The sequence below is a fragment of the Methyloceanibacter sp. wino2 genome, assembly GCF_003071365.1.
Lineage (GTDB): Bacteria > Pseudomonadota > Alphaproteobacteria > Rhizobiales > Methyloligellaceae > Methyloceanibacter.
On sequence record NZ_CP028960.1, the window covers coordinates 1,319,924 to 1,342,200 of the forward strand.

At 64.0% G+C, this 22,277-nt stretch carries 23 protein-coding genes and 1 pseudogene; 18 read left to right on the plus strand and 6 right to left on the minus strand.

Features of this window, described 5'->3' with window-relative positions; genetic code table 11:
- Positions 1–92: 92 nt before the first annotated feature.
- From DCY11_RS06095 to pnp, 17 genes are all read left to right on the plus strand, one after another.
- Positions 93–1,091 (plus strand): PhoH family protein, encoded by a 999-nt coding sequence (locus DCY11_RS06095; RefSeq protein WP_108681912.1) that lies wholly within the window; start codon positions 93–95, stop codon positions 1,089–1,091.
- Positions 1,091–1,687, plus strand: coding sequence for an rRNA maturation RNase YbeY (ybeY, locus tag DCY11_RS06100; protein ID WP_245409468.1), 597 nt, complete (start codon positions 1,091–1,093; stop codon positions 1,685–1,687). Before DCY11_RS06095 ends, ybeY begins: the two co-directional genes overlap by 1 nt.
- The gene (locus DCY11_RS06105) at positions 1,688–2,668 is read left to right on the plus strand and encodes a hemolysin family protein (RefSeq protein ID WP_108681914.1); all 981 of its coding nucleotides are present in this window, start codon (positions 1,688–1,690) and stop codon (positions 2,666–2,668) included.
- An 8-nt stretch (positions 2,669–2,676) separates the two neighbouring features.
- Complete coding sequence (gene lnt / locus DCY11_RS06110; RefSeq protein WP_159079843.1) at positions 2,677–4,311, plus strand: apolipoprotein N-acyltransferase; 1,635 nt, start codon at positions 2,677–2,679, stop codon at positions 4,309–4,311.
- A 93-nt stretch (positions 4,312–4,404) separates the two neighbouring features.
- A complete protein-coding gene (locus tag DCY11_RS06115) occupies positions 4,405–4,821 on the plus strand; it encodes a helix-turn-helix domain-containing protein (RefSeq protein WP_108681918.1) in 417 nt (138 codons plus the stop codon).
- A 109-nt stretch (positions 4,822–4,930) separates the two neighbouring features.
- Positions 4,931–6,106, plus strand: a complete 1,176-nt coding sequence (gene metK / locus DCY11_RS06120; protein ID WP_108681920.1) for a methionine adenosyltransferase — start codon at positions 4,931–4,933, stop codon at positions 6,104–6,106.
- 82 nt (positions 6,107–6,188) lie between these two features.
- Positions 6,189–6,917 (plus strand): tRNA (guanosine(46)-N(7))-methyltransferase TrmB, encoded by a 729-nt coding sequence (locus tag DCY11_RS06125; protein ID WP_245409469.1) that lies wholly within the window; start codon positions 6,189–6,191, stop codon positions 6,915–6,917.
- Positions 6,918–6,944: 27 nt separating this feature from the next.
- Positions 6,945–7,385, plus strand: coding sequence for a lysozyme inhibitor LprI family protein (locus tag DCY11_RS06130; protein WP_159079844.1), 441 nt, complete (start codon positions 6,945–6,947; stop codon positions 7,383–7,385).
- A 217-nt stretch (positions 7,386–7,602) separates the two neighbouring features.
- Positions 7,603–8,160, plus strand: a complete 558-nt coding sequence (gene rimP, locus DCY11_RS06135; protein WP_108681924.1) for a ribosome maturation factor RimP — start codon at positions 7,603–7,605, stop codon at positions 8,158–8,160.
- Between the two features lie 62 nt (positions 8,161–8,222).
- Positions 8,223–9,887 carry a transcription termination factor NusA gene (gene nusA, locus DCY11_RS06140; RefSeq protein WP_108681926.1) on the plus strand — a complete coding sequence of 555 codons (1,665 nt, stop codon included), beginning with the start codon at positions 8,223–8,225 and terminating at the stop codon, positions 9,885–9,887.
- A 39-nt stretch (positions 9,888–9,926) separates the two neighbouring features.
- Positions 9,927–10,595: an RNA-binding protein gene (locus tag DCY11_RS06145; RefSeq protein ID WP_108683704.1), complete on the plus strand. Its 669-nt coding sequence runs from the start codon at positions 9,927–9,929 to the stop codon at positions 10,593–10,595.
- Entirely contained in the window at positions 10,592–13,105 is a 2,514-nt protein-coding gene (infB, locus tag DCY11_RS06150) for a translation initiation factor IF-2 (protein WP_108681928.1), read from the plus strand. The genes DCY11_RS06145 and infB overlap by 4 nt, the downstream gene beginning before the upstream one ends.
- A 55-nt stretch (positions 13,106–13,160) precedes the next feature.
- Positions 13,161–13,607: a hypothetical protein gene (locus tag DCY11_RS15475; RefSeq protein WP_159079845.1), complete on the plus strand. Its 447-nt coding sequence runs from the start codon at positions 13,161–13,163 to the stop codon at positions 13,605–13,607.
- A 32-nt stretch (positions 13,608–13,639) separates the two neighbouring features.
- Positions 13,640–14,056: a 30S ribosome-binding factor RbfA gene (gene rbfA / locus DCY11_RS06155; RefSeq protein WP_108681930.1), complete on the plus strand. Its 417-nt coding sequence runs from the start codon at positions 13,640–13,642 to the stop codon at positions 14,054–14,056.
- Positions 14,057–14,080: 24 nt separating this feature from the next.
- Complete coding sequence (gene truB / locus DCY11_RS06160) at positions 14,081–15,001, plus strand: tRNA pseudouridine(55) synthase TruB (protein ID WP_108681932.1); 921 nt, start codon at positions 14,081–14,083, stop codon at positions 14,999–15,001.
- A 163-nt stretch (positions 15,002–15,164) separates the two neighbouring features.
- Positions 15,165–15,434: a 30S ribosomal protein S15 gene (gene rpsO / locus DCY11_RS06165; RefSeq protein WP_045364565.1), complete on the plus strand. Its 270-nt coding sequence runs from the start codon at positions 15,165–15,167 to the stop codon at positions 15,432–15,434.
- Between the two features lie 116 nt (positions 15,435–15,550).
- Positions 15,551–17,671 (plus strand): polyribonucleotide nucleotidyltransferase, encoded by a 2,121-nt coding sequence (pnp, locus tag DCY11_RS06170; protein WP_108681934.1) that lies wholly within the window; start codon positions 15,551–15,553, stop codon positions 17,669–17,671.
- 102 nt (positions 17,672–17,773) lie between these two features.
- Here the strand turns inward: pnp and DCY11_RS06175 are convergent, their stop codons facing one another.
- From DCY11_RS06175 to fabA, 5 genes and pseudogenes are all read right to left on the minus strand, one after another.
- A complete protein-coding gene (locus DCY11_RS06175; RefSeq protein ID WP_108681936.1) occupies positions 17,774–17,986 on the minus strand; it encodes a hypothetical protein in 213 nt (70 codons plus the stop codon).
- A 46-nt stretch (positions 17,987–18,032) separates the two neighbouring features.
- The gene (fabI, locus tag DCY11_RS06180; protein ID WP_108681938.1) at positions 18,033–18,911 is read right to left on the minus strand and encodes an enoyl-ACP reductase FabI; all 879 of its coding nucleotides are present in this window, start codon (positions 18,909–18,911) and stop codon (positions 18,033–18,035) included.
- A gap of 46 nt (positions 18,912–18,957) precedes the next feature.
- A complete protein-coding gene (locus tag DCY11_RS16145; RefSeq protein ID WP_371515042.1) occupies positions 18,958–19,380 on the minus strand; it encodes a hypothetical protein in 423 nt (140 codons plus the stop codon).
- A gap of 126 nt (positions 19,381–19,506) precedes the next feature.
- Positions 19,507–20,177, minus strand: a pseudogene (locus DCY11_RS16150) (beta-ketoacyl synthase N-terminal-like domain-containing protein); the annotation flags it as partial.
- Positions 20,178–20,216: 39 nt separating this feature from the next.
- Positions 20,217–20,747, minus strand: coding sequence for a 3-hydroxyacyl-[acyl-carrier-protein] dehydratase FabA (gene fabA, locus DCY11_RS06190; RefSeq protein WP_108683705.1), 531 nt, complete (start codon positions 20,745–20,747; stop codon positions 20,217–20,219).
- 269 nt (positions 20,748–21,016) lie between these two features.
- Between fabA and irrA the strand changes: the two genes are divergently transcribed.
- Positions 21,017–21,430 carry an iron response transcriptional regulator IrrA gene (irrA, locus tag DCY11_RS06195; protein WP_108683706.1) on the plus strand — a complete coding sequence of 138 codons (414 nt, stop codon included), beginning with the start codon at positions 21,017–21,019 and terminating at the stop codon, positions 21,428–21,430.
- A 48-nt stretch (positions 21,431–21,478) separates the two neighbouring features.
- Here irrA and DCY11_RS06200 read toward each other — a convergent pair whose 3' ends face one another.
- Positions 21,479–22,060 (minus strand): SH3 domain-containing protein, encoded by a 582-nt coding sequence (locus tag DCY11_RS06200; protein ID WP_108681940.1) that lies wholly within the window; start codon positions 22,058–22,060, stop codon positions 21,479–21,481.
- Positions 22,061–22,277 lie beyond the last annotated feature (217 nt).

Sequence of the window (22,277 nt, forward strand, 5' to 3'; positions counted from 1 at the left end):
TTTTGACGCGCGGGCGAGTAGCAACGGCAAAGCGCCTAGATACGGCGCAGGCAAATGGGGTCCAAGAGCCCCTGGTCGTCTATTTTGACGATATGGCCCTTGTGCGCGACCTTCTTGGCCATTTCGACGCAAACTTAGCGGTTCTCGAAGAACGGCTCGGCATCGAGGCCGTGGTCAACGGCACGGCGATCGCCCTGCGCGGCCCGGTTGAGGCCTGCGCCGCCGCAAAGGTCATCCTCGAGCACCTCTACAATCGCCTCGCCGCGGGAGAGACCATCGGCGTCGGAGACGTGGCCGGTGCAGTCCGTCACGCCACCGCAGCCGACGTGGCCGAGAGCGGCGTTCGCCCCAAGGCACAGCAGATCAAGACCCGCAAGCGCGTCATCACCGCAAGGACGCCCGCGCAGAGCGCCTATCTCGAATGCCTGCAGAACAACGACCTCGTGTTCGCCACGGGACCGGCCGGCACGGGCAAGACGTATCTCGCCGTGGCGTTCGCCGCAGCCGCCTTGGAGAGCGGTCTTTGCGACCGGCTGATCCTGTCGCGCCCGGCCGTGGAGGCCGGCGAGCGCCTGGGCTTCCTGCCCGGCGACATGCGCGAGAAGGTCGATCCATATTTGCGCCCGCTTTATGATGCCCTTTACGACACGCTGGGCTCCGAGCGGGTGGAACGCGGGCTCGAGACCGGCATGATCGAAATCGCCCCACTCGCGTTCATGCGCGGGCGCACGCTTTCCAATGCCATGGTCATTCTCGACGAGGCGCAAAACTGCACGGCGGTTCAACTGAAGATGTTTCTCACGCGCCTCGGTGAAGGCAGCAAGATGATCGTGACCGGCGATCCGACCCAGGTCGACCTGCCCAAGGGGCAGGATTCGGGCCTGTTCCAGGCCATCGAGATCCTGCGCGGGATCGATGAGATCGGCCACATCGCGTTCGCCAATGCGGACGTGGTCCGGCGCGAACTGGTCGGGCGCATCGTCGCGGCTTACGATGCCGCCAGCCAGTCCGAGCGTCCGGACGCAAAGCCCCTCGTGGAGCCCTCGCCTGCGGAGCGGACGACCGATGCTCCCGGCGCCGGGGAAGACTGATGAGCGACGACGGCCCTAGACCGAGTACCAGGCAGACATCGGCCGCGTGCGCGCTGGACGTCGATGTCGTGCGCCACGACGGCGCGTGGACCGAACGCGGTATCAGCGACGCCATGGTGGAGCTTGCAGCCCACGCCGCACTTGCCTGCGCACCGCCTACGAAGACTGCGCATTGCGAAGTGACCGTCGTGCTGACGGACGACGCCGAGATCCGCGATCTCAATCGAACCTGGCGCGGCAAGGACGAGCCGACAAACGTGCTTTCATTTCCGTCGGGAGACATGCCCGACGCGGCCGGCGCGATCGAGGACGACGCCCCGGATGGCGTCCCTGTGCTCCTCGGCGATATCGTCATCGCACTCGAGACCACGACCGCTGAAGCGGTGGACAAAGGCATTCCCCTGCCCGACCACGTGTCGCATCTGGTGGTGCACGGCGCCCTGCACTTGCTGGGCTTCGACCATCTTTACGACAAAGAAGCCGAACAGATGGAAGACTTGGAACGACAGGCCCTGGCATCGTTGGGCATTGCCGACCCTTACGCGGACGATGTTCCCGCCCGGGACAGCAATGCGGGCCTAGCGGAGATCGCATAGATGAGTACCCCCGCGCCAGAGCGCGATCGTGAAATAGAGTCGGCCCGCACGGCCGACGACGAGTCCTCCTGGTTCGAACGGCTGCTGCAGACGTTCGGGCTCAACGACGAACGAGACCTGCGCACCCTCATCGAGAGCGCCCTCGTCAAGAGCACCAGCGATGCGCTGAGCCCGCAGGAACGCAGCATGATGCTGCGTATACTGCGTTTCGGCACGCTGACCGTGGAGGACGTCATGGTCCCGCGCGCGGACATCGTCTCCGTGGACGACAGCGTGAGCATCGAGGATCTGTTGCGGGTGTTCCGGAAGTCCGAGCACAGCCGCGTTCCGGTCTATCGTGAGACCTTGGATGACCCGCGCGGCATGATTCATATCCGCGACCTGATGTCGTGGATCACCGAGGAAGCGAACGGCAACGATGACGGCCGCATCGACCTCGGCAAGGTCGACCTAACGCGCACCGTCGGCTCGATCGAAATCGCACGCGAGTTGATCTACGTGCCGCCGTCCATGTCCGTGCTCGACCTCCTGCTCAAGATGCAGACGGCGCAGCTTCATCTCGCGCTTGTCGTCGACGAGTACGGCGGCACGGACGGCCTCGTCTCGATCGAGGACCTGGTGGAAGAGGTCGTGGGCGACATCGCCGATGAGCACGACGTCGAAGACGAACCCATGCTGGAGAACGATCCGGTGCTTGGGCTTGTCGCGGACGCCCGGTTGCCAATCGAAGAGCTGGACGAGTATCTGGGCGTCGACCTCGTCACCGACGAACAGGAAGAGGATATCGACACGCTGGGCGGCGTGGTGTTTGCGCTCGCCGGCCGGATCCCCGCTCGCGGCGAGGTGGTGAGCCATCCGTGCGGCGTCGAGTTTGAGGTTCTGGACGCCGACCCGCGACGGATCAAACGCGTGCGCATCCATCTGCCCAAGGGGCATGTCATCCCCGTCGAGAAGAGCGGCGCAACGCCAAGCGAGTCTTGAGCGGCGCCGTGGCAGGGCCCGCGCGCATCGCGGCCTGGACGGCGGGGTTGACCGGCCTGAAACGCGCCGCCACGGGCATCGCGCTCGGGGCAATTTCAGTTCTCGCCTTCGCGCCGTTTCATCTGTGGCCCATCCTGTTCGTGAGCCTTGGCGGGCTCGTTTGGCTGCTCGACGGCAGCTACCGCAGCGGAGAAACGCGCACCGCACGCGTGCTTGCCGCCGGCCTGACGGGCGTCTGGTTCGGCTTCGGGTTCTTCCTCACGGGGCTCTATTGGATCGCCGAAGCTTTCCTGGTCGAGCCCTGGCGCCACGGCTGGTTGATCCCCTTCGTCATGACGGCATTCCCGGCCGGCATGGCCTTGTTCTTCGCGGGCGGCTGCGCGTTCGCCATGGTGCTGTGGCGCGAAGGCCCGGCTCGGATCTTCGCCCTGGGACTGGGGCTCGGACTTTCGGAACTCGCGCGCGGATACGTGCTGACGGGTCTTCCCTGGAACCTGATCGGTTACGGGCTCCTCGCTGACCCCTCTCTGATGCAGCTCGCCGCTCTCTTCGGCGTCTACGCCGCGACCGTGTTCGCGGTTCTGGTGTTCGCGTCCCCTGCGGCCATTTGGAGCGGTGGCGGCAAACCCAGCCGCGGGTCGGCCGCTCTGGCCACCCTCCTCCTGGCACTGGTCGCTGCATCCTATGTCTGGGGCGCATTGCGCCTCGCAGACGCGACCGACACGCCTACGAACTTTCGCGTCCGCCTCGTACAGGCCAATATCGACCAAGCCGAGAAATGGCGGCCCGAGAACGCCACCCGGATCTTCGAGACCTATCTCGAAATGACCGACCGGCCGGGACTCGAGGACGTCGACGTCGTGGTCTGGCCGGAAACGGCCCTGCCTTTCGCGCTCGACAAATCTCCAGACGCACTCGCCGCGATCGGAGACATGCTGCCCGACGGGACGGTCCTGCTGGTTGGAAGCGCACGCTGGACGGAACGGCGCAACGACAACGGAATTCTTCTCGCCCGCCACGCCTACAACAGCCTCATGGCCGTGGACGATGAGGGGCAGGTCGTCGCCGTTTACGACAAGATCCACCTGGTCCCCTTCGGCGAATATCTGCCTTACCAGGACTTCCTGGAGAGCCTCGGCGTCATGCAAATGACCGGTGTGCGCGGGGGCTTCAGCGTGGGAACAGGTCCCCGCCTAATGACGGTCCCCGGCGCGCCGCCGGCACTGCCGTTGATCTGCTATGAGATCATTTTTCCGAACGAGGTCCGTGCCGAAGCTTCCCCTCCTGGCGGCGCCGAACGTCCGGGCTGGATGCTCAACGTCACCAACGATGCGTGGTTCGGGTCGAGCGCGGGACCTTATCAGCACTTCTATCAGGCGCGCGTGCGCGCGGTGGAACTCGGGCTGCCTTTGGTGCGTGTCGCCAATACGGGCGTGTCGGCGGTCGTGGATCCTCACGGCCGCGTTCTTGCGAAGATCGATCTGGATAAGAGGGCCATCCGCGACGTCGACGTGCCCACTTTGGGCCTCATCACGCCCTATGCCGTATGGGGGTTGTGGGCGGAGTTTCTTGCCCTCGGAATCGCCTTATTGGGATGGCTTGTATGCCGCATCTGGACCGGGCCGCCGCGCTTGACGGGCTGACCTGGGCCAACCTATGTACTTGCCTAACCTAGAAACTTTGGCGGGAGAGCCCGGCGGCCTCTTTCGCAATCAGCCCCAAACGAGAACGATTCAATGGCAGGGAAAAAACCCAATCCCATCGACGCCCATGTTGGCAGCCGAGTCCGGTTAAGGCGCATGCTTCTCGGCATGAGCCAGGAGCGCCTCGGCGATAGCATGGGGCTGACCTTTCAGCAGGTGCAAAAGTACGAGAAGGGCGCAAACCGTATCGGGGCGAGCCGCCTTTACCACATCTCGAAAATACTCGGCGTGCCCGTGGGGTTCTTCTTCGAGGAAGCTCCCAACATCGAAGAGAACGCGGCTACGCCCGGCATGGCGGAACCGGAATCCGAGGCCTTCATCCTCGACTTTCTGAATACGCGCGAAGGACTTGAGCTCAATCGCGCCTTCACCAAGATTCCCGATCCAAAGGTTCGCAAGAGCATCGTCGACCTCGTCCGGGCCCTGATCGAGCCGAAGGATCAGAAGTAGGGTCCGCAGCACTCTCTCAACGTAAGGGGCTTGACCTCGGGTCGCGCCGTTGCCAGAACCGGCCCCGCACGTCGGCCTGTGCCGACGATCTCACACGAAGGGAAGCCCAGTGGCCCGAGGAAACTACCTCTTTACGAGCGAATCCGTGTCCGAAGGACATCCGGACAAGGTTTGCGACCGCATCTCCGACGCCGTGGTCGATTTGTATCTTGCTGCCGATCCGCTCTCGCGGGTGGCCTGCGAGACACTTGTCACCACCAATCATATCGTCCTTGCGGGCGAGGTCCGGGGCCCGGAGAGCGTGACCAGCGAAGCCATCGAAGCGGCGGCGCGGCGCGCAGTTCGGGAGATCGGCTACGAGCAGAAAGGCTTCCACTGGGACCTCGCCACGTTCGAAAACCTCCTGCACGAGCAGTCCGCCGATATCGCCATGGGCGTGGACGCCGATGCCGATAAGGAAAAGGACGAGGGCGCCGGCGACCAGGGCATCATGTTCGGCTATGCCTGCCGCGAGACGGACGCGCTGATGCCCGCGCCGATCTTCTATTCCCATCGCATCCTTCACGAGATGGCCAAAGCCCGTCACGCGGGCCGCACGCCGGAACTCGGTCCCGATGCCAAGAGCCAGGTGACGCTGGTCTATGAGAACGGCATGCCTGTCCGCGCCGATTCCGTCGTGGTCTCCACTCAGCACGACGAGAAAGCCACAACGGAACAGGTCGAAGCGATCGTCCGCGGCGTGGTGGACGAAGTCCTTCCCAAGGGCTGGGTCGACGGCAAGACGAAGTTCTACGTGAACCCGACCGGCCGTTTCGTCATCGGCGGCCCCGACGGCGATGCCGGACTGACCGGCCGCAAGATCATTGTCGACACGTATGGCGGTGCGGCCCCGCATGGCGGCGGCGCCTTTTCCGGCAAGGACCCGACCAAGGTCGACCGTTCGGCGGCTTACGCCTCCCGGTACCTCGCCAAGAACGTTGTCGCGGCGGGACTTGCCGACAAGTGCACCTTGCAGGTGTCCTACGCCATCGGCGTGTCGCAGCCTTTGTCGCTCTATGCGGATCTGCATGGGACGGGAAAGGTCGCCGAAGACAAGCTCGAGAACGCCCTGCGCGAGGTGATGGATCTCAGCCCGCGCGGTATCCGCGAGCATCTCGGCCTCAGCCGGCCGATCTACGAGCGCACCGCCGCCTACGGCCATTTCGGCCGGACGCCGGAAAACGACGGCGGCTTCTCCTGGGAGCGCGTCGACCTGGCCGACCCGATTCGCGGCGCGCTCAGCTAAGCCGCAAGGACACGCAACGAACTCGCTTGATGGCCGGGCATCGCCCCGGCCATCGGCTTTTTGGGGGTAGACAGGCGACCCCATGCTTGGCACGCAGCGTGAGATGACGACGGAGACACGAGACGGCGGCGACGCGCGCCCGCTCCGCTCCTATGGACGGCGCAAGGGCAAACGGCTGACCGCCCGCAAGGCAACGCTCGTCGCCGATCTTCTGCCGCAGCTGCGTCCTGACCTCTCACACCCGGCCCCCAACGATGTGCGGACGTTGTTCGATCGCCCGTTGCGCGAGGCCTGGCTCGAAATAGGCTTTGGCGGCGGGGAGCACCTCCTCTGGCAGGCGCGCGCGAACCCGGACATCGGCCTTATCGGCTGCGAGCCCTTCCTCAACGGCGTTGCCAGCCTACTCGGGGGCATCGACGATCACGGCATCAACACGATCCGCATCCATGACGGCGACGCGCGCGACCTCATCGCCTGGCTGCCCGACGCGTCGATCTCCCGCGCCTTCATTCTGTTCCCGGACCCCTGGCCGAAGAAACGCCAGGCCAAACGGCGGCTGCTGACGCCGCCACTCGTCCGGTCCCTCGCCCGCATCCTCCGTGCCGGGGGAGAGCTGCGGTTTGCCAGCGACGATATGAACTATGTGCGCGCGGCGCTGGCCACGATCGGCCGCGATGGGGATTTTGCTTGGACCGCGCGCCGCGCCAACGACTGGCGGGAGCGGCCCGCGGACTGGCCGGAAACCCGCTACGAGCGCAAGGCATTGAGCGAGGGCCGGAAGCCGTCCTATCTTTGCTTTCGCCGTCGCTGACCTTGGAACAACCCCTTGGAGCACGCCATGCGGACCGTCCTTCTCATCGTGCTGGCACTCGTGCTGCCGAGCCTTGCCGCGGCATTGCCCGCGCACGCGGCCGACATCGAATCCACCTGCTACACGGACTGCGAATCCCAGACGACCTCGAACCCGGAATACAAGGCGTGCCTGTCCCGCAAAGCCGATGCTTCGGATACTGCTCTCAACGAGGCCTACGGCACGCTCAAATCGGCCATTCGGCGGCACGCGGATGTCATGGGGCAGAAACCCGACCTCCAACTAGAGGCGCTCACGGCGGCCCAGATGAAGTGGATGGCCTATCGCGACTCCAACTGCACCTTCGAGGACGAACTCGCGTTCGGTGCCACGTCGATCGGGGGAAACTACTCGGCCTGCCTGTGCTCCTTGAGTCTGGCGCGCGCGGCCGATTTTGCCCGCATCAAGCGCCAGCTCCTGTCCGAATAATCGGAACCGACTGAAAAATATCGAATTTCCGCAGCGTGGCGCGCTTGAATCGTTCGAAAAAGACCGTATATTAGCGCCAGAAACTCATGATTGATTTGATCAGGGGTGGGCCTTGGCCCGCTCCTTTTTGTTATGGGCTTCGGCCGCACGCGGTGCGCATAGCCGTTTCTCGCTATCGCAGACCCTGATCGATCGAAACCCTTGAGTGCGGACATCAATGTCGAGCGTTGCTGCAGACGAGGATCGCCGCTTTGTCCGGGAGACCGGGCAGGAGCGCGCTGTTGCGGACCTCGCCGAACCTGTCCTGGACGAACTTGGTTTCCGTCTTGTGCGGATCAAGATTTCGGGGCGTGACGGCGGCACGGTGCAGATTATGGCCGAGCGGCCGGACGGACAGATGAGTGTGGACGATTGCGCGACGATCAGCCGGCGCCTGTCTCCCGTACTCGATGCCTACGACCCGATGCCTGAGACATACCACCTGGAGGTTTCCTCGCCCGGTATCGATCGGCCTCTGGTCCGCCCGAGCGATTTCGCCACCTGGGTGGGGCATGACGCGAAGGTCGAGCTGAAAGAGGCCGTCGACGGCCGCAAACGGTTCAAAGGCCGGATCGAGGATGTGGTCGACGACGAAGTGCATTTGAAGGTCGAGCTGGAAGGCAATCCGGAGCCGATGATCATCGGCCTGCCCTTCTCGCTCATCGGCGAAGCGAAGCTGACCATCGACGCGGACACGCTTCGTGCAGATCTTTCGGGTGGCGACGCCGCCCATTGAATTTTGCGGCAATCCGTTGGGGCTTGCCGGATACGAACGTAACTTTGTTTGGAGGCTAAGGAATGTCTCAGGCAGGTGTGAGCGCCAACAGGTTGGAGCTCCTGCAAATCGCCGATGCGGTCGCGCGTGAGAAGTCGATCGACCGCGAAGTCGTCATCACCGCCATGGAAGACGCGATCCAGAAGGCGGCTAAGTCGCGCTACGGTAGCGAGAACGAAATCAAGGCGGAAGTCGACCCGAAGACCGGCGAGATCTCGCTGGCCCGTTTGCTGGAAGTGGTCGAGGACGTCACGCTCGAGGCCACGCAGATTGCGCTGGCCGAGGCCCGGCGCAAGAACCCCGCAGCCCAGGTCGGCGACTTCATCGCTGAGCCTCTGCCGCCGCTCGATTTCGGGCGCGTGGCCGCGCAGAACGCCAAGCAGGTGATCGTGCAGAAGGTGCGCGAGGCCGAGCGCGAGCGTCAGTACGACGAGTACAAGGACCGCGTGGGCGAGATCGTCAACGGCATCGTCAAGCGTGTCGAATACGGCAATGTGATCGTGGATCTCGGCCGCGCCGAAGCGGTCGTGCGCCGCGACGAGACCCTGCCTCGCGAAAACTTCCGCTATGGCGACCGCATACGCGCCTATGTCTACGACGTGCGGCGCGAACAGCGCGGACCGCAGATCTTCCTGTCGCGGACTCACCCGGAATTCATGGCCAAGCTCTTCGCGCAGGAAGTACCCGAAGTCTACGAAGGCATCGTCACCATTCAATCCGTCGCCCGCGACCCAGGCAGCCGCGCCAAGATCGCCGTCATCTCCCGCGACAGTTCGATCGATCCCGTGGGCGCGTGCGTGGGTATGCGCGGCTCCCGCGTGCAGGCTGTCGTCAACGAGCTTCAGGGCGAGAAGATCGACATCATTCAATGGTCGCCGGACGCCGCGACCTTCATCGTGAACGCACTGGCTCCAGCAGAAGTCGTCAAGGTCGTGCTCGATGAAGATGCCGAGCGCATCGAGGTGGTGGTACCGGACCAGCAATTGTCGCTCGCCATCGGCCGCAAGGGCCAGAATGTGCGCCTCGCCTCCCAGCTCACCGGTTGGGATATCGACATCATGACCGAGGCGTCCGAATCCGAGCGCCGTCAGGCGGAGTTCGCCGAGCGTTCGGCACGGTTCATGGAAGCCCTCGACGTGGACGAGGTCATCGCCCAGCTGCTGGCTTCGGAAGGCTTCTCCTCGGTGGAGGAAGTGGCCTTTGTGGACACGGACGAAATTTCCTCCATCGAAGGCTTCGACGAGGAAACCGCAGGCGAGATTCAGGCGCGTGCGCGCGAGCATCTCGAGAAGCTCGAGGCCGAACTCGATGCCAAGCGCAAGGAACTCGGCGTTGCGGACGATCTGCTGCAGCTCGAGGGCCTGAACACCGCGATGCTGGTGGCACTTGGCGAGAACGAGGTTAAGTCGGTCGAAGATCTGGCCGACTGCGCCACCGACGATCTCGCGGGCTGGACCGAGCGGCAGGACAAGGAGACGACCCGTCATTCCGGGTTCCTCGACGGTTTCGGCATGACCCGGGCCCAATGCGAGGACCTGATCCTGGCCGCCCGCGTGAAGGCGGGCTGGATCGACGAGGCGGATTTGATCCCTGACGAGCCCGAGGAGACCGAAGAAGACGGTTCCGAGGACACCGAGGGCGCCGCGGACAAGGACGAAACTTCCGGCGAAGACGCAACAGCGTCATGAGGCGGCTAGAACACAAGGCGATTGCAGTTGGAAACGGCAGTGCATGGCAAGACGCGGCGGTCCCCGTCGCGACAGGCCTCTGGGGATACCCAGCGGCGCTGTGCGCTGACGCGTGCCCACCGGGCCAAATCTGACCTTATCCGCTTTGTGCTGGGGCCAGACGGCACCGTCGTCCCGGACCTCAAGGAGCGCCTCCCCGGCCGGGGGGTTTGGCTCACCGCCGCATATGATACGATAGCGGAGGCTGCGAAGCGTCGCGCCTTCGGCCGCGCGCTCAAGACCGATGCTCGCGCGCCGGACGGCTTGGCCGAGCAGGTTGACGGCCTCCTGGCGGAGTCTGCTCTCGGAGCGCTGGCCTTGGCCAACAAGGCTGGCGAACTGGTTTTCGGCCATACCAAGGTTGAAGAGGCCCTGCGATCAGGCCGGACCATCGCCTTGGTTCACGCCGCCGATGCGGCGGCGGACGGCGTCCGGAAACTGGACGGCAAGGCCCGCGCCGTCACCAGCGGCCAAGGCCTTCCGGCGATCTGCGTCTTTACCGCAGATGAATTGGGTTTGGCATCGGGCCGGACAAATGTGATACATGCTGCCCTCATCCAGGGCGGTGCGGCTCAAAAGTTTCTTGCGGCGGCCTTGCGTGTCGAGCGCTACCGCAAGGGAATTTCTGCATTCGCAGACACACACGGATTGGATACGGAACAAGAATGAGCGAGACCAACGAGACTGAAGGCAAGAGCGGCGGGCGCAAGATGACGCTTAATTTGCGCCGGACGGTGGAGTCGGGCCATGTGCGCCAGAGCTTCAGCCATGGGCGCTCCAAGTCCGTCCTGGTCGAGAAGAAAAAGCGCCGGTCCATCGGATCTGGCGGCGCGGCCGACGAGGCCAAAGAGAAGCCGCAGGCCAAGTCCGCCGCACAAGAGGCGCCTGCGAGAGAGCCTGCACCCAAGCCGGCAGCCAGCAAGCAGCGCCGTTCCGGCGTCGTTCTGAAACAGCTCTCCGAAGAGGAGAAGGGCGCGCGCGCCAAGGCGCTTGCCGACGCCCGGGTCCGCGAGGCCGAAGAGCGCGAGCGGGCCAAGGAGGATGCTGCCAAAGAGGCCGCCCTCGCCGAGCAGCGCGCCAAGGAGGCCGCAGAGGCCGAGGCGCGGGAGCGCGAGGAAGCGGCCCAAAAGGCCGCCGAGGCGGAAGCCGAGGCCAAGGCGAAGCCCAAGGCTGCGCCGAAGGCCGCCGAGGCGCCGCGCCGGCCGATGGAGCCCGATCAGGAGGGCCCGAAGCGCCAGGCCGATGCCCGGCATAAGAAAGCCACGCCGACACCGCGCCGTGGCGAAGAGCGCCGCGTTCGCGGACGCCTCACGATTACCAACGCGCTCGACGAAGAGCAGCGGCAGCGGAGCCTTGCCTCGCTGAAGCGCCATCGCGAACGGCAGAAGAAGCAGGGAACCGGGCCTCAGACGGGCCAGAAGATCGCCCGTGAGGTGACGATTCCCGATGTCATCACGATCCAGGAACTGGCCAACCGCATGGCCGAGCGCGGCGTCGAAATCATCAAATACCTGATGAAGGACGGCGCGATGCACAAGATCACCGACGTGATCGATTCCGATACCGCGCAGCTCATCGCCGAGGAGTTCGGCCATACCGTGCGCCGCGTGTCGGAAGCCGACGTGGAAGAAGGCTTCATCGGCGAAAAGGACAACGAAGAGGATCTCGTCCCGCGCGCGCCCGTGGTGACCATCATGGGCCATGTGGACCACGGCAAGACCTCGCTTCTGGACGCCGTCCGGGCCGCCAATGTGGTCAGTCAGGAAGCCGGCGGCATCACCCAGCACATCGGCGCCTATCAGGTCACCATTCCGTCGGGTCAGAAGATCACCTTCATCGACACGCCGGGTCACGCGGCCTTCACCGCCATGCGTGCCCGCGGCGCCAAGGTCACGGACATCGTCATTCTGGTGGTGGCTGCCGATGACGGCGTGAAGCCTCAGACCATCGAGGCGATCAATCACGCCAAGGCGGCGGAAGTGCCGATCATCATCGCCATCAACAAGATCGACAAGCCGGGCGCCGACCCGCAGCGGGTCCGCACGGAACTGCTGAGCCACGAGATCGTGGTGGAGAGCATGGGCGGCGACACGCTCGAGATCGAGGTTTCGGCGCTCAAGAGAACCAATCTCGACGCGCTGCTGGAAGCGGTCGTGCTGCAGGCGGAAGTCCTGGAGCTCAAGGCCAATCCCGACCGCCCCGCCGATGGCGTCATCGTCGAAGCCAAGCTCGAGCGCGGGCGCGGTCCCGTCGGCACGGCCTTGGTTCAGCGCGGCACGCTCAAGCTCGGCGACATCATCGTCGCCGGTTCGGCCTGGGGCCGTGTCCGGGCCCTGATCAACGATCTTGGCGAGCACACGAAGGAGGCCGGTCCGTCGGTTCCGGTCGAGGTTCTGGGCTTCGACACGGCGCCGGAAGCCGGCGATCAGTTCGCCGTCGTCGAGAACGAGTCGCGGGCCCGCGAGATCACCGAATATCGCGAGCGCGAGCGGCGCAAGACGCTTGCCGTCGCCGGTCAGCGCGGCAGCCTCGAGCAGATGATGAATCAGCTCAAGGAAGATGGGATCAAGGAATTCCCGCTCGTCATCAAAGGCGACGTGCAGGGCTCGGTCGAAGCGATCAATGCGGCGCTCAGCCAGCTCGGCGACGACGAGGTCCGGGCCCGTCTCGTCCATGTGGGCGTCGGTGGCATCACCGAGTCCGACATCTCCTTGGCGTCGACGTCCGGCGCCGTGGTGCTGGGCTTCAACGTGCGCGCCAATGCGCAGGCCCGCGCGGCAGCGGAGCGCGACGGCGTGGAAGTGCGCTACTACGCGGTGATCTACGACCTCGTCGACGATATGCGCCAGGCCATGTCGGGCCTTCTGGCCCCGACGCGGCGCGAAACCTTCCTCGGCAATGCCGAGATCCTGGAAGTGTTCAACATTTCCAAGGTCGGCAAGGTGGCGGGCTGCCGCGTGACCGAGGGCAAGGTCGAGCGCGGTGCTCATGTCCGCCTGATCCGCGACAACGTCGTCATTCACGAAGGCGAGCTCTCCACGCTCAAGCGCTTCAAGGACGAGGTCAAAGAAGTCGTGGCCGGCCAGGAATGCGGCATGGCGTTCGAGGGCTATCAGGACATGCGCGAGGGCGACGTGATCGAGTGCTTCCAGGTGGAGCACGTTCAGCGCACGCTTTAGTGCAGCAGTTCTCGCGTGCGCGTGGAGTTCTAGTCAACGCAGACCAGGGACAGCCATGGCATTGCTCCGACGATGTTTGTTGGCAATCAGTCCGTTTCTTTCGCTGATAATCGGCACAATGCCTGCGTTCGCGGAAGTGTGCGACAAGGGAGTTGGAGAGTATTGGCGTCTAGCAGATGGTCCGGCGTGGCTCTTGAATCCTGCCGCCACGTCTTTCAACCCGATTGGCTTCCCAATTACTCTCTCGCTTCTAGCTATTGGTCTCGTTTGCGTGGCTTACTTCCGACTGTGGTGGCTCGCCTTTCCGATCTCAGCTTGGTGCATATTGGTCAGCCTGCTGCTGGTGGCCAACGCGGTCGAACCTGGTCCATTTTATGAAGATTCACTTCGGGAAGGTTGCCTGTCCCCCCTTACCAACGCTGCTGACATAGCTATTTGGGTAGCTTTTGCAGCGACTTACTTTTTGTTCGGATACCGGGCAAGTCGCATCCGCACGACCTGATATCCACTTCTCATTTGAATGGAACGTTCGAGATGAACAGAAACCATGGTGGCCCCAAAGCGCCGAGCCAGCGCCAGTTGAAGGTGGGCGAACTCGTCCGCCACGCGCTTGCGGAGATTTTCGCACGCGGCGAGGTGCTGGACGACGTGATCGCGCGCCATTCCCTGACCGTTCCGGAAGTGCGCATGTCGCCCGATCTCAAGGTCGCGACCTGCTATGTCATGCCGCTGGGCGGCGGCGAAGCCGGCGATGTCGTCAAGCATCTGGAACAGCACAAGCGCTTCCTGCGCGGCGAGGTCGCGAAACGGGTCGACCTCCGCTATATGCCGGAACTGCGGTTCCGGGTGGACACCTCGTTCGAGGCCTCTTCGCGGATCGACGAGCTTCTGGCCTCTCCCCAAGTGGCCCGCGACGTGGGGCGCGACGCGCCACGTGACCTCGACGACTAGCAAGAACGCGTAGAGGGCTTCTCGATGGCACGGCGGCGCAAGGGCCAAGCGGTCAGTGGCTGGCTTATTCTGGACAAGCCCGAGGGCCTGACCTCCACGAAAGCGGTGGGACGGACGCGCTGGCTCTTCGACGCACAAAAGGCCGGTCACGCCGGAACGCTCGATCCTTTGGCAACAGGCGTTTTGCCGATCGCTTTCGGTGAAGCCACAAAGACCGTCCCCTTTGCGGTGGACGGCGCCAAAACCTACCGCTTCACGGTCCGCTTCGGGGCCGAAACGGACACGGACGACACCGAAGGCTCAGTAACCGCGACCAACGAGATGCGCGCGCCCCGTGGCGCCATCGAGGCCGCGCTGACCCAATTTATCGGCGATATCGAGCAGGTACCGCCCCGGTTCTCGGCTCTGAAGGTCGACGGCGCGCGCGCCTACGATCTGGCGCGCGACCAAGAGGAATTCGAGCTGGCGCCCCGGACGGTCACCATCGACCGTCTGACCTTGGTGGAGCAGCCGGACCCGGATCATTGCGTCCTGGAGGCCGATTGCGGCAAGGGCACCTATGTCCGGGCGCTGGCACGGGACCTCGGCCGGGCCCTTGGGTGCCTGGGGCATATCTCGGCCCTGCGGCGGACGCGGGTCGGCGGCTTCACCGTCGACCAGGCAGTCACTCTCGAAGCGGTGGAGCAGGCCGCGGAGGAGGGCCGGGAGGCGCTCCTGGCCTTGCTGCAGCCCGTGGAGACGGCGCTTTCCGACCTGCCGGCGCTGCCCGTCAGCCCTGCGGATGCCGCCAATATCCGCCTGGGGCGCGCGGTTCTGCTGCGGGGGCGGGATGCGCCGATCATGGCCGGTGCCGCCTATGCGGTATCAAGGGGGGCTCCCGTCGCCATCGGCGAGGTTGCCCAAGGGGAATTCCACCCATCCAGGGTCTTTGTTCTGCCCGAATAGACCCCCAAATAGCGCTGGCTTCGGGGACTTTTATCCCTATAGTGCAGCGGTTGCTTGGGGCCCCTCGCGATATTCGCAGCCTTGCCCCGCAATCAGATCCGACCGCGCTGGACGACATCCCGGCCCGGCCTTGTCAAACACCTCAAATTATAAGGAGAACCCGATGTCGATTAGTGCTGAACGCAAGCAAGAGCTTATCAAGGAATACGCGACGAAGGCGGACGATACCGGATCCCCGGAAGTCCAGGTCGCCATTCTCACCGAGCGCATCAGCAACCTCACCGAGCACTTCAAGACGCACGGTAAGGACAACCATTCGCGTCGCGGGCTGTTGAAAATGGTCAGCCAGCGCCGCCGCCTGCTCGACTACGTGAAAGCGTCAGACGAAGAACGGTACAAGAAGCTCATCGGCCGGCTCGGAATTCGCCGGTAGCATCCGCGCCGCATGCCGCGGCGTGCGTGGGAGCTTCCACACTTATGCACGGGCTCGTCCCATCGCCACCGGGCTTTGGGGCGGCCTAATCTTTCCCTACCGAATGGGACACACACATGTTCGATAAACACACTGTAGAAATTGAATGGGCCCGGCGCCCGCTCAAACTCGAGACCGGGCGCGTGGCGCGCCAGGCCGACGGCGCCGTCCTCGCGACTTATGGCGATACTTGCGTTCTTGCGACGGTTGTCGCCGCAAAAGAAGCACGGCCCGGAATCGACTTCTTTCCTTTGACCGTGAACTACCAAGAGAAGACGTTCGCCGCCGGTAAGATTCCCGGCGGTTATTTTAAGCGCGAAGGGCGTCCGACCGAGAAGGAAACCCTCACCTCGCGCCTGATCGACCGTCCGATCCGCCCGCTTTTCGCCAAGGGCTTCAAGAACGACACCCAGGTCATCACCACCGTGCTCTCGCACGACATGGAGAACGACCCCGACATCGTGGCCATGGTCGCCGCCTCCGCGGCGCTGACCCTCTCGGGTGTTCCGTTCCTCGGCCCCATCGGCGCCGCGCGCGTCGGCTATGTGGACGGCCAGTACATCCTGAACCCGCTCGTCGACGAGATGCCTGAAACCTCGCTCGACCTCGTGGTCGCGGGCACCAAAGACGCCGTTCTGATGGTGGAATCCGAAGCCAGCGAGCTTCCCGAAGACGTCATGCTCGGCGCCGTGATGTACGGCCATGAGCACTTCCAGCCCGTGATCGATGCCATCGTCAAGCTGGCCGAGGTTGCCGCCAAGGAGCCATGGGATCTGAAGACCGAGGACAACTCGGACATGGTCGCCAAGGTCAGCGAACTGGCCGACGCCGGTCTTCGCGACGCCTACGCCATCGTCTCCAAGCAGGAGCGCCGCGACAGCATCGCCCAGGTGAAGGAGACGGTCGTTTCTTCGCTCGTCCCCGAGGACGATGACGGCTCGATCGCCGGCAAGGTCGCCGGTGCCTTCAAGAAGGCCGAGCAGGATGTCGTGCGCGGCAGCATTCTCGACACCAAGAAGCGCATCGACGGCCGCGATCTCGTGACCGTCCGTCCGATCGTCTGCGAGGTCGGCGTTCTGCCCCGCACCCACGGTAGCGCGCTGTTCACACGCGGCGAGACGCAGGCCCTCGTCGTGACGACGCTGGGCACGGGCGACGACGAGCAGTTCGTCGATGCCCTGCAGGGAACCTACAAAGAGAAGTTCCTGCTGCACTACAACTTCCCGCCCTACTCCGTCGGCGAGACCGGCCGCATGGGCTCACCGGGGCGCCGCGAAATCGGCCACGGCAAGCTGGCCTGGCGGGCTGTTCATCCGATCCTGCCGGATCACGAGCAGTTCCCCTACACGCTGCGCGTCGTTTCCGAGATCACCGAGTCGAACGGCTCGTCCTCGATGGCGACGGTGTGCGGCTCCTCGCTGGCCTTGATGGACGCCGGCGTGCCGCTCAAGCGGCCTGTCGCCGGTATCGCCATGGGCCTCATCAAGGAAGGCGAGAAGTTCGCCGTCCTGTCCGACATTCTGGGCGATGAGGATCATCTCGGCGACATGGACTTCAAGGTGGCCGGTACGTCCGAGGGCGTGACGTCGCTCCAGATGGACATCAAGATCACCGGCATCACCGAGGAGATCATGAAGATCGCGCTCGATCAGGCCAAGGATGGGCGCCTGCACATCCTTGGTGAGATGGACAAGGCGCTGAACGAGGCCCGTCCCGAGCTCGGCGAATACGCCCCGCGCATCGAGACGATCCAGATCCCGACCGACAAGATCCGTGAGGTCATCGGTTCCGGCGGTTCCGTCATCCGCGAGATCGTCGCGGAATCGGGCGCCAAGATCGATATCTCCGACGACGGTACAGTCAAGATCGCGTCCGCCAACGCGGAATCGATCCGCCAAGCCATCGCCCGGATCAAGTCGATCGCGGCCGAACCCGAGGTCGGCGAGATCTATCGGGGCAAGGTCGTCAAGTGCATGGAGTTCGGCGCGTTCGTGAACTTCTTCGGCCCGCGTGATGGCCTCGTGCACATCTCTCAGCTTGCCGAAGGCCGCCCCAAGACCGTTGGGGACGTGGTCAAGGAAGGCGACGAGGTCTGGGTCAAGCTGCTCGGCTTCGACGAGCGCGGCAAGGTCCGCCTGTCGATGAAGGTGGTGGACCAGGAGACCGGTCAGGAAAAAGAGGTTGCGGAGGCCGGCTAGGCCAGACGCACCGCCGGCATCACACCGGCATCCAAACGTACGAAAGGGGCGCTTCGGCGCCCCTTTTATTTTGCATCTCGTTCAGTGTGAGGCCCGGCCGCGCTAGTCCTTCGGCACGTCCGGGACTTTGGCATCCTTGGCGCAGCGCGTTCCGATGATGGTGTACTTCTCGTTCTCGCTTTGCCAATCGTAGGCCTTGCCATGGCTTTCGCGGATGCACGAAACCGCGTCCTCGAATTGCGTGTCGGGCATCTTGTACTCGCGGCAATCCTCGCCTGTGGCGGCAAGGCAAACCATCACGATGATTTCGAACATGGCTACTCCCTAGCGATCCATCCGCAGCGGCAAAGCTGTCGATTGATTATTGCGCGGCTTCCCGCGGCGCGGCCTTGGCCATCGCGTTGCCGATTTCCTCGGCCCGTTCGATCTCCTTCAGCGACTCGAGGTCGGGCATGAAGGTCGTTGCGTAACCGCAATCGACGAAATGCACCTCGCCCGTGACCGCGCCGGAAAGATCGGACAGGAGATACAGCGCGGAGCCGCCGACCTCGTCCAGCGTCGGCGAGCGGCGCATGGGCGCATGCTGCTGCTGGTAGTGGAGCAACGTCCGCGCATCGGAGATACCCGCACCCGCCAGCGTCCGCATGGGCCCGGCGGACAGCGCATTCACGCGGATGCCTTGCGGCCCGAGATCGGAGGCCAGATAGCGCACCGACGCTTCCAGGGCCGCCTTGGCGACGCCCATGACGTTGTAGCAGGGCACGACGCGGGTCGAGCCGCCATAGGTCAACGTCAGTAGCGAGCCGCCTTCGTTCATGATGTCGGAGGCGCGCTTGCAGATCTCCGTGAAGGAAAAGCAGGAGATGACCATCGTGTGCTCGAAGTTCTTCCGCGTCGTGTCGCAGTAGCGGCCTTTGAGCTCGGTCCGGTCAGAGAAGGCCAGCGCGTGGACCACGAAGTCCAGCTTGCCCCACTTTTTCCGGATCACGTCGAGCATGCGGTCGACGCTATCCAAATCCTCGACGTCGACTTCTTCGATGATCTCCGCACCGATCGATTCGGCCAGGGGTACCGCGCGCCGGCCAAAGGCCCCGCCCTGATAGCTGAACGCCAGCTCGGCGCCCTGTCCGTGCAGGACGCGGGCAATGCCCCAAGCGATCGATCGATCGTTGGCGACGCCCATCACCAAGCCGCGCTTGCCCGCCATCAGCGGTCCAGGTTCTGCAATATCTTTCGTCATCGTGCTTACTCTGCTCAAAGTTGCCTAAAGTCCCGTTCCGTCGGCCTCAGCCATCCAACCGGCGGAAAACGAGGGAGGCGTTCGTGCCCCCAAAACCAAAACTGTTGGACATTACCGTGTTCATCACAATGCCGTCCTGACGTTCACGGACAATTGGGACGTCCGCAACCTCCGGGTCAAGATTTTCGATATTCGCGGATTCGCAGATGAAGCCGTTCTTCATCATCAGCAACGAATAGATCGCCTCGTGCGCCCCGGCCGCGCCGAGCGAGTGGCCCGTCAGCGATTTGGTGGCGCTGATCGGCGGACAGTCCTTGCCGAACACGTCGCGAATGGCCTGGATCTCCAAGACGTCGCCCTGCGGCGTGGATGTCGCATGCGGATTGATATAGTCGATCTTGTCATCGCCGAGGCCCTGCATGGCCATCCGCATACAGCGCACCGCGCCCTCGCCCGACGGCAGCACCATGTCGTGGCCGTCCGAAGTCGCGCCATAGCCGACAAGCTCCGCATAGATCTTCGCGCCTCGCGCCTTGGCATGCTCCAGCTCCTCGAGCACAAGCACGCCGGCGCCGCCGGCGATCACGAAACCGTCGCGCGCAGCGTCGTAGGCGCGGCTGGCTTTTTCCGGCTGGTCGTTGAAGTCGGACGACATCGCGTTCATCGCATCAAACAGTACCGAGAGCGTCCAATCGAGCTCCTCGCCCCGCCCGCGAAGACAACGTCCTGCTTGCCGAGCTGGATCAGCTCGGCTGCGTTGCCGATGCAGTGCGCGCTCGTGGAGCAGGCCGAGGAAATGGAATAGCTCACGCCCTTGATGTGATAGGGCGTCGACAGCGTGGCCGAATTTGTCGAGCTCATGGATTTGGGGACCTCGAAAGGTCCGACCTTTTTCGGCCCGCGCTCGCGCGTCGTGTCGGCGGCCTGGACGATGGCCCGGGTCGAGGGGCCGCCAGAGCCCATGATCAGCCCGGTGCGCTCGTTGGAGATATCGCTCTCCTCGAGCCCCGCGTCCTGGATGGCCTGTTCCATGGCCACGTAGTTCCAGCCCGCACCCGCGCCCATGAAGCGGCGAACCTTCCGGTCGATCGCCTCCTCCCAATCGAGCGACGGAGCGCCGTGAACCTGGCAGCGGAATCCAAGCTCGGCATATTTGTCGGCCTTGACGATGCCGGACTTGGCCTCCCGGAGAGAGGCCACGACTTCCTGAGCGTTGTTTCCGATCGAGGAAACGATGCCCATGCCGGTTACGACCACGCGTTTCATTGGCTCAACGTCCTTGCGGCCTGTGCCGCGACATAGCGTCTATGCACCGGCGGGTGCGGCCTCTTCCGCCTGGAACAGCCCGACCCTGAGGTCCTTGGCCGTGTAAATCGTCTCGCCGTCGGCCTTGAGCAAGCCATTGCCGGTCCCAAGGGTGAACTTGCGGCTGATGACCCGCTGCACGTCGACGACATATTCCAGCTTTTTTACCGTCGGCACCACCATGCCAGAGAACTTCACCTCGCCAACCCCGAGCGCCCGCCCTTTACCGGGTGCGCCCGTGCAGCCGAGGAAGAACCCGAGCATCTGCCAGAGTGCGTCCAGACCAAGGCAGCCGGGCATGACCGGATCGCCCTGGAAGTGACAGGCGAAGAACCACAGATCGGGCTTCACGTCCAATTCCGCCACGATCCGGCCGCGGCCAAATTCGCCGCCGGCCGGCTCCAGCAGCGGAATCCGGTCGAACATCAACATGGGCGGCAGGGGCAACTGCGCATTGCCAGGGCCGAACAGTTCGCCCCGGCCGCAGGCGAGCAGATCCTCATAGTCGAAGCTGGACTGCCGTTCCGCCAGTGGTTCTTGCACGCTCATTTGTCCTTCGTTGGAAATGTGGTCCATTCGGTGGGCAGGTTTCCTAACACATGCCCGGGCCCACCAAAACCCCGCCCGGCCCCCCCCGGCCGAGGGAGTTTTTTCGGGCGGTTAGATGACCCAGGTCAAGGTACTAAAATGCCCACTGGGACATAGCATTGCGGTTGCCGTGGGTTCCCACTATATTCCCAGCTTCAATGACTTATTCGAATGAGACGATGACAGAGATCACGACCGCAGACGATCCCAAGATGGCTCCGGCCGGCGACGCAGCAAGGCTGCTGCGCGGTGCCGGACTTCGGCCCACGCGTCAGCGTCTCGCCCTCGCCCGTCTGCTCTTCGCCGAAGGCGACCGGCACGTGACGGCCGAACGCCTGCACGAGGAAGCCGTCGCTTCACAGGTCCCTGTCTCGCTGGCGACCGTCTACAACACGCTCCACCAGTTCACCGAGGCCGGCCTGTTGCGCGCCGTGGCCGTGGAAGGTGCGAAGACGTATTTCGACACCAACACGTCGAACCATTTCCACTTCTTCTGCGAGGACAGCTCGGACCTGCTCGATATCGACACGAGCGCGATCCGCATCGAAGGCCTGCCCGAAGCGCCGGACGGCAAGGTGATCAGCCGCGTGGACGTGCTGGTCCGTCTCGTCGACAAGGACGGCTAGACGGTCCCTCGAACGCCTGCGGTCGTTTTGAACCAGGCGGACTTCCCGCTACTCGAACTTCTCATCCCGGTACACGCCCCACAGCTTCTCCTGTTGGACGTAGCCGGAGTAATTGCCGACCGACAGCTCACACCAGGAGCCGTCGCATTCGACGAGGTCGCCCAAGACCCCCGGTTGAAGCTGCGCGACCACACCCGACCCGGCGGACCGGCTGCTGTGAAGCGGGATCGAAACCGGGGTCTGCTTCCCCTTGCTCCAGGGGCTGACGAGGACGGTACGCCGTCCACTGAGGAGGCTGTGGAAGACCCAGCCATCGGCACCTTCGCTGTCCCGGACCCGGCGCCAGTTCTCGAACTCGGCGATGACCTCCACCGGAAGACCGGCCCGCGAGAATACCCAGACGATCGACTGATCGGTGCTGGGACCGCGCCGGACATTGACCTTGTCGGATTTGAGGCTGACGAAGCGCGGCACGCGCAGGCCCGAGCTCTTGCCGTTCGCGGCGATGGGGACGACGACGTCCGCAGCCGCGACCGGCGCGGGAGACCCGTGCAGAACCAGCCCCGCCAGAAGAGCGCCTCCGGCCAGTGCCAGCGCCGTTCCCAGCCGTGCAGTCCTGCGATTGCCCATCAATTCACCCCTCAGAAACCGAATCTTACCTTCTGAATGGCGGAGAAAAGTGAACGGATCGTGGCTCCGCGGGCCAGAGGGGCCATCTTGGGGGCCCGTGCGGCACAGTTGGGCCAAGTTGACGCTTTATCTCTCGGAGTCGCTTCTGTTAGACAGGGCGCAGAATTCTACGAAAACTAGGGCTCGGGACCGCCCAGCCTTCTGACGGGACATGACT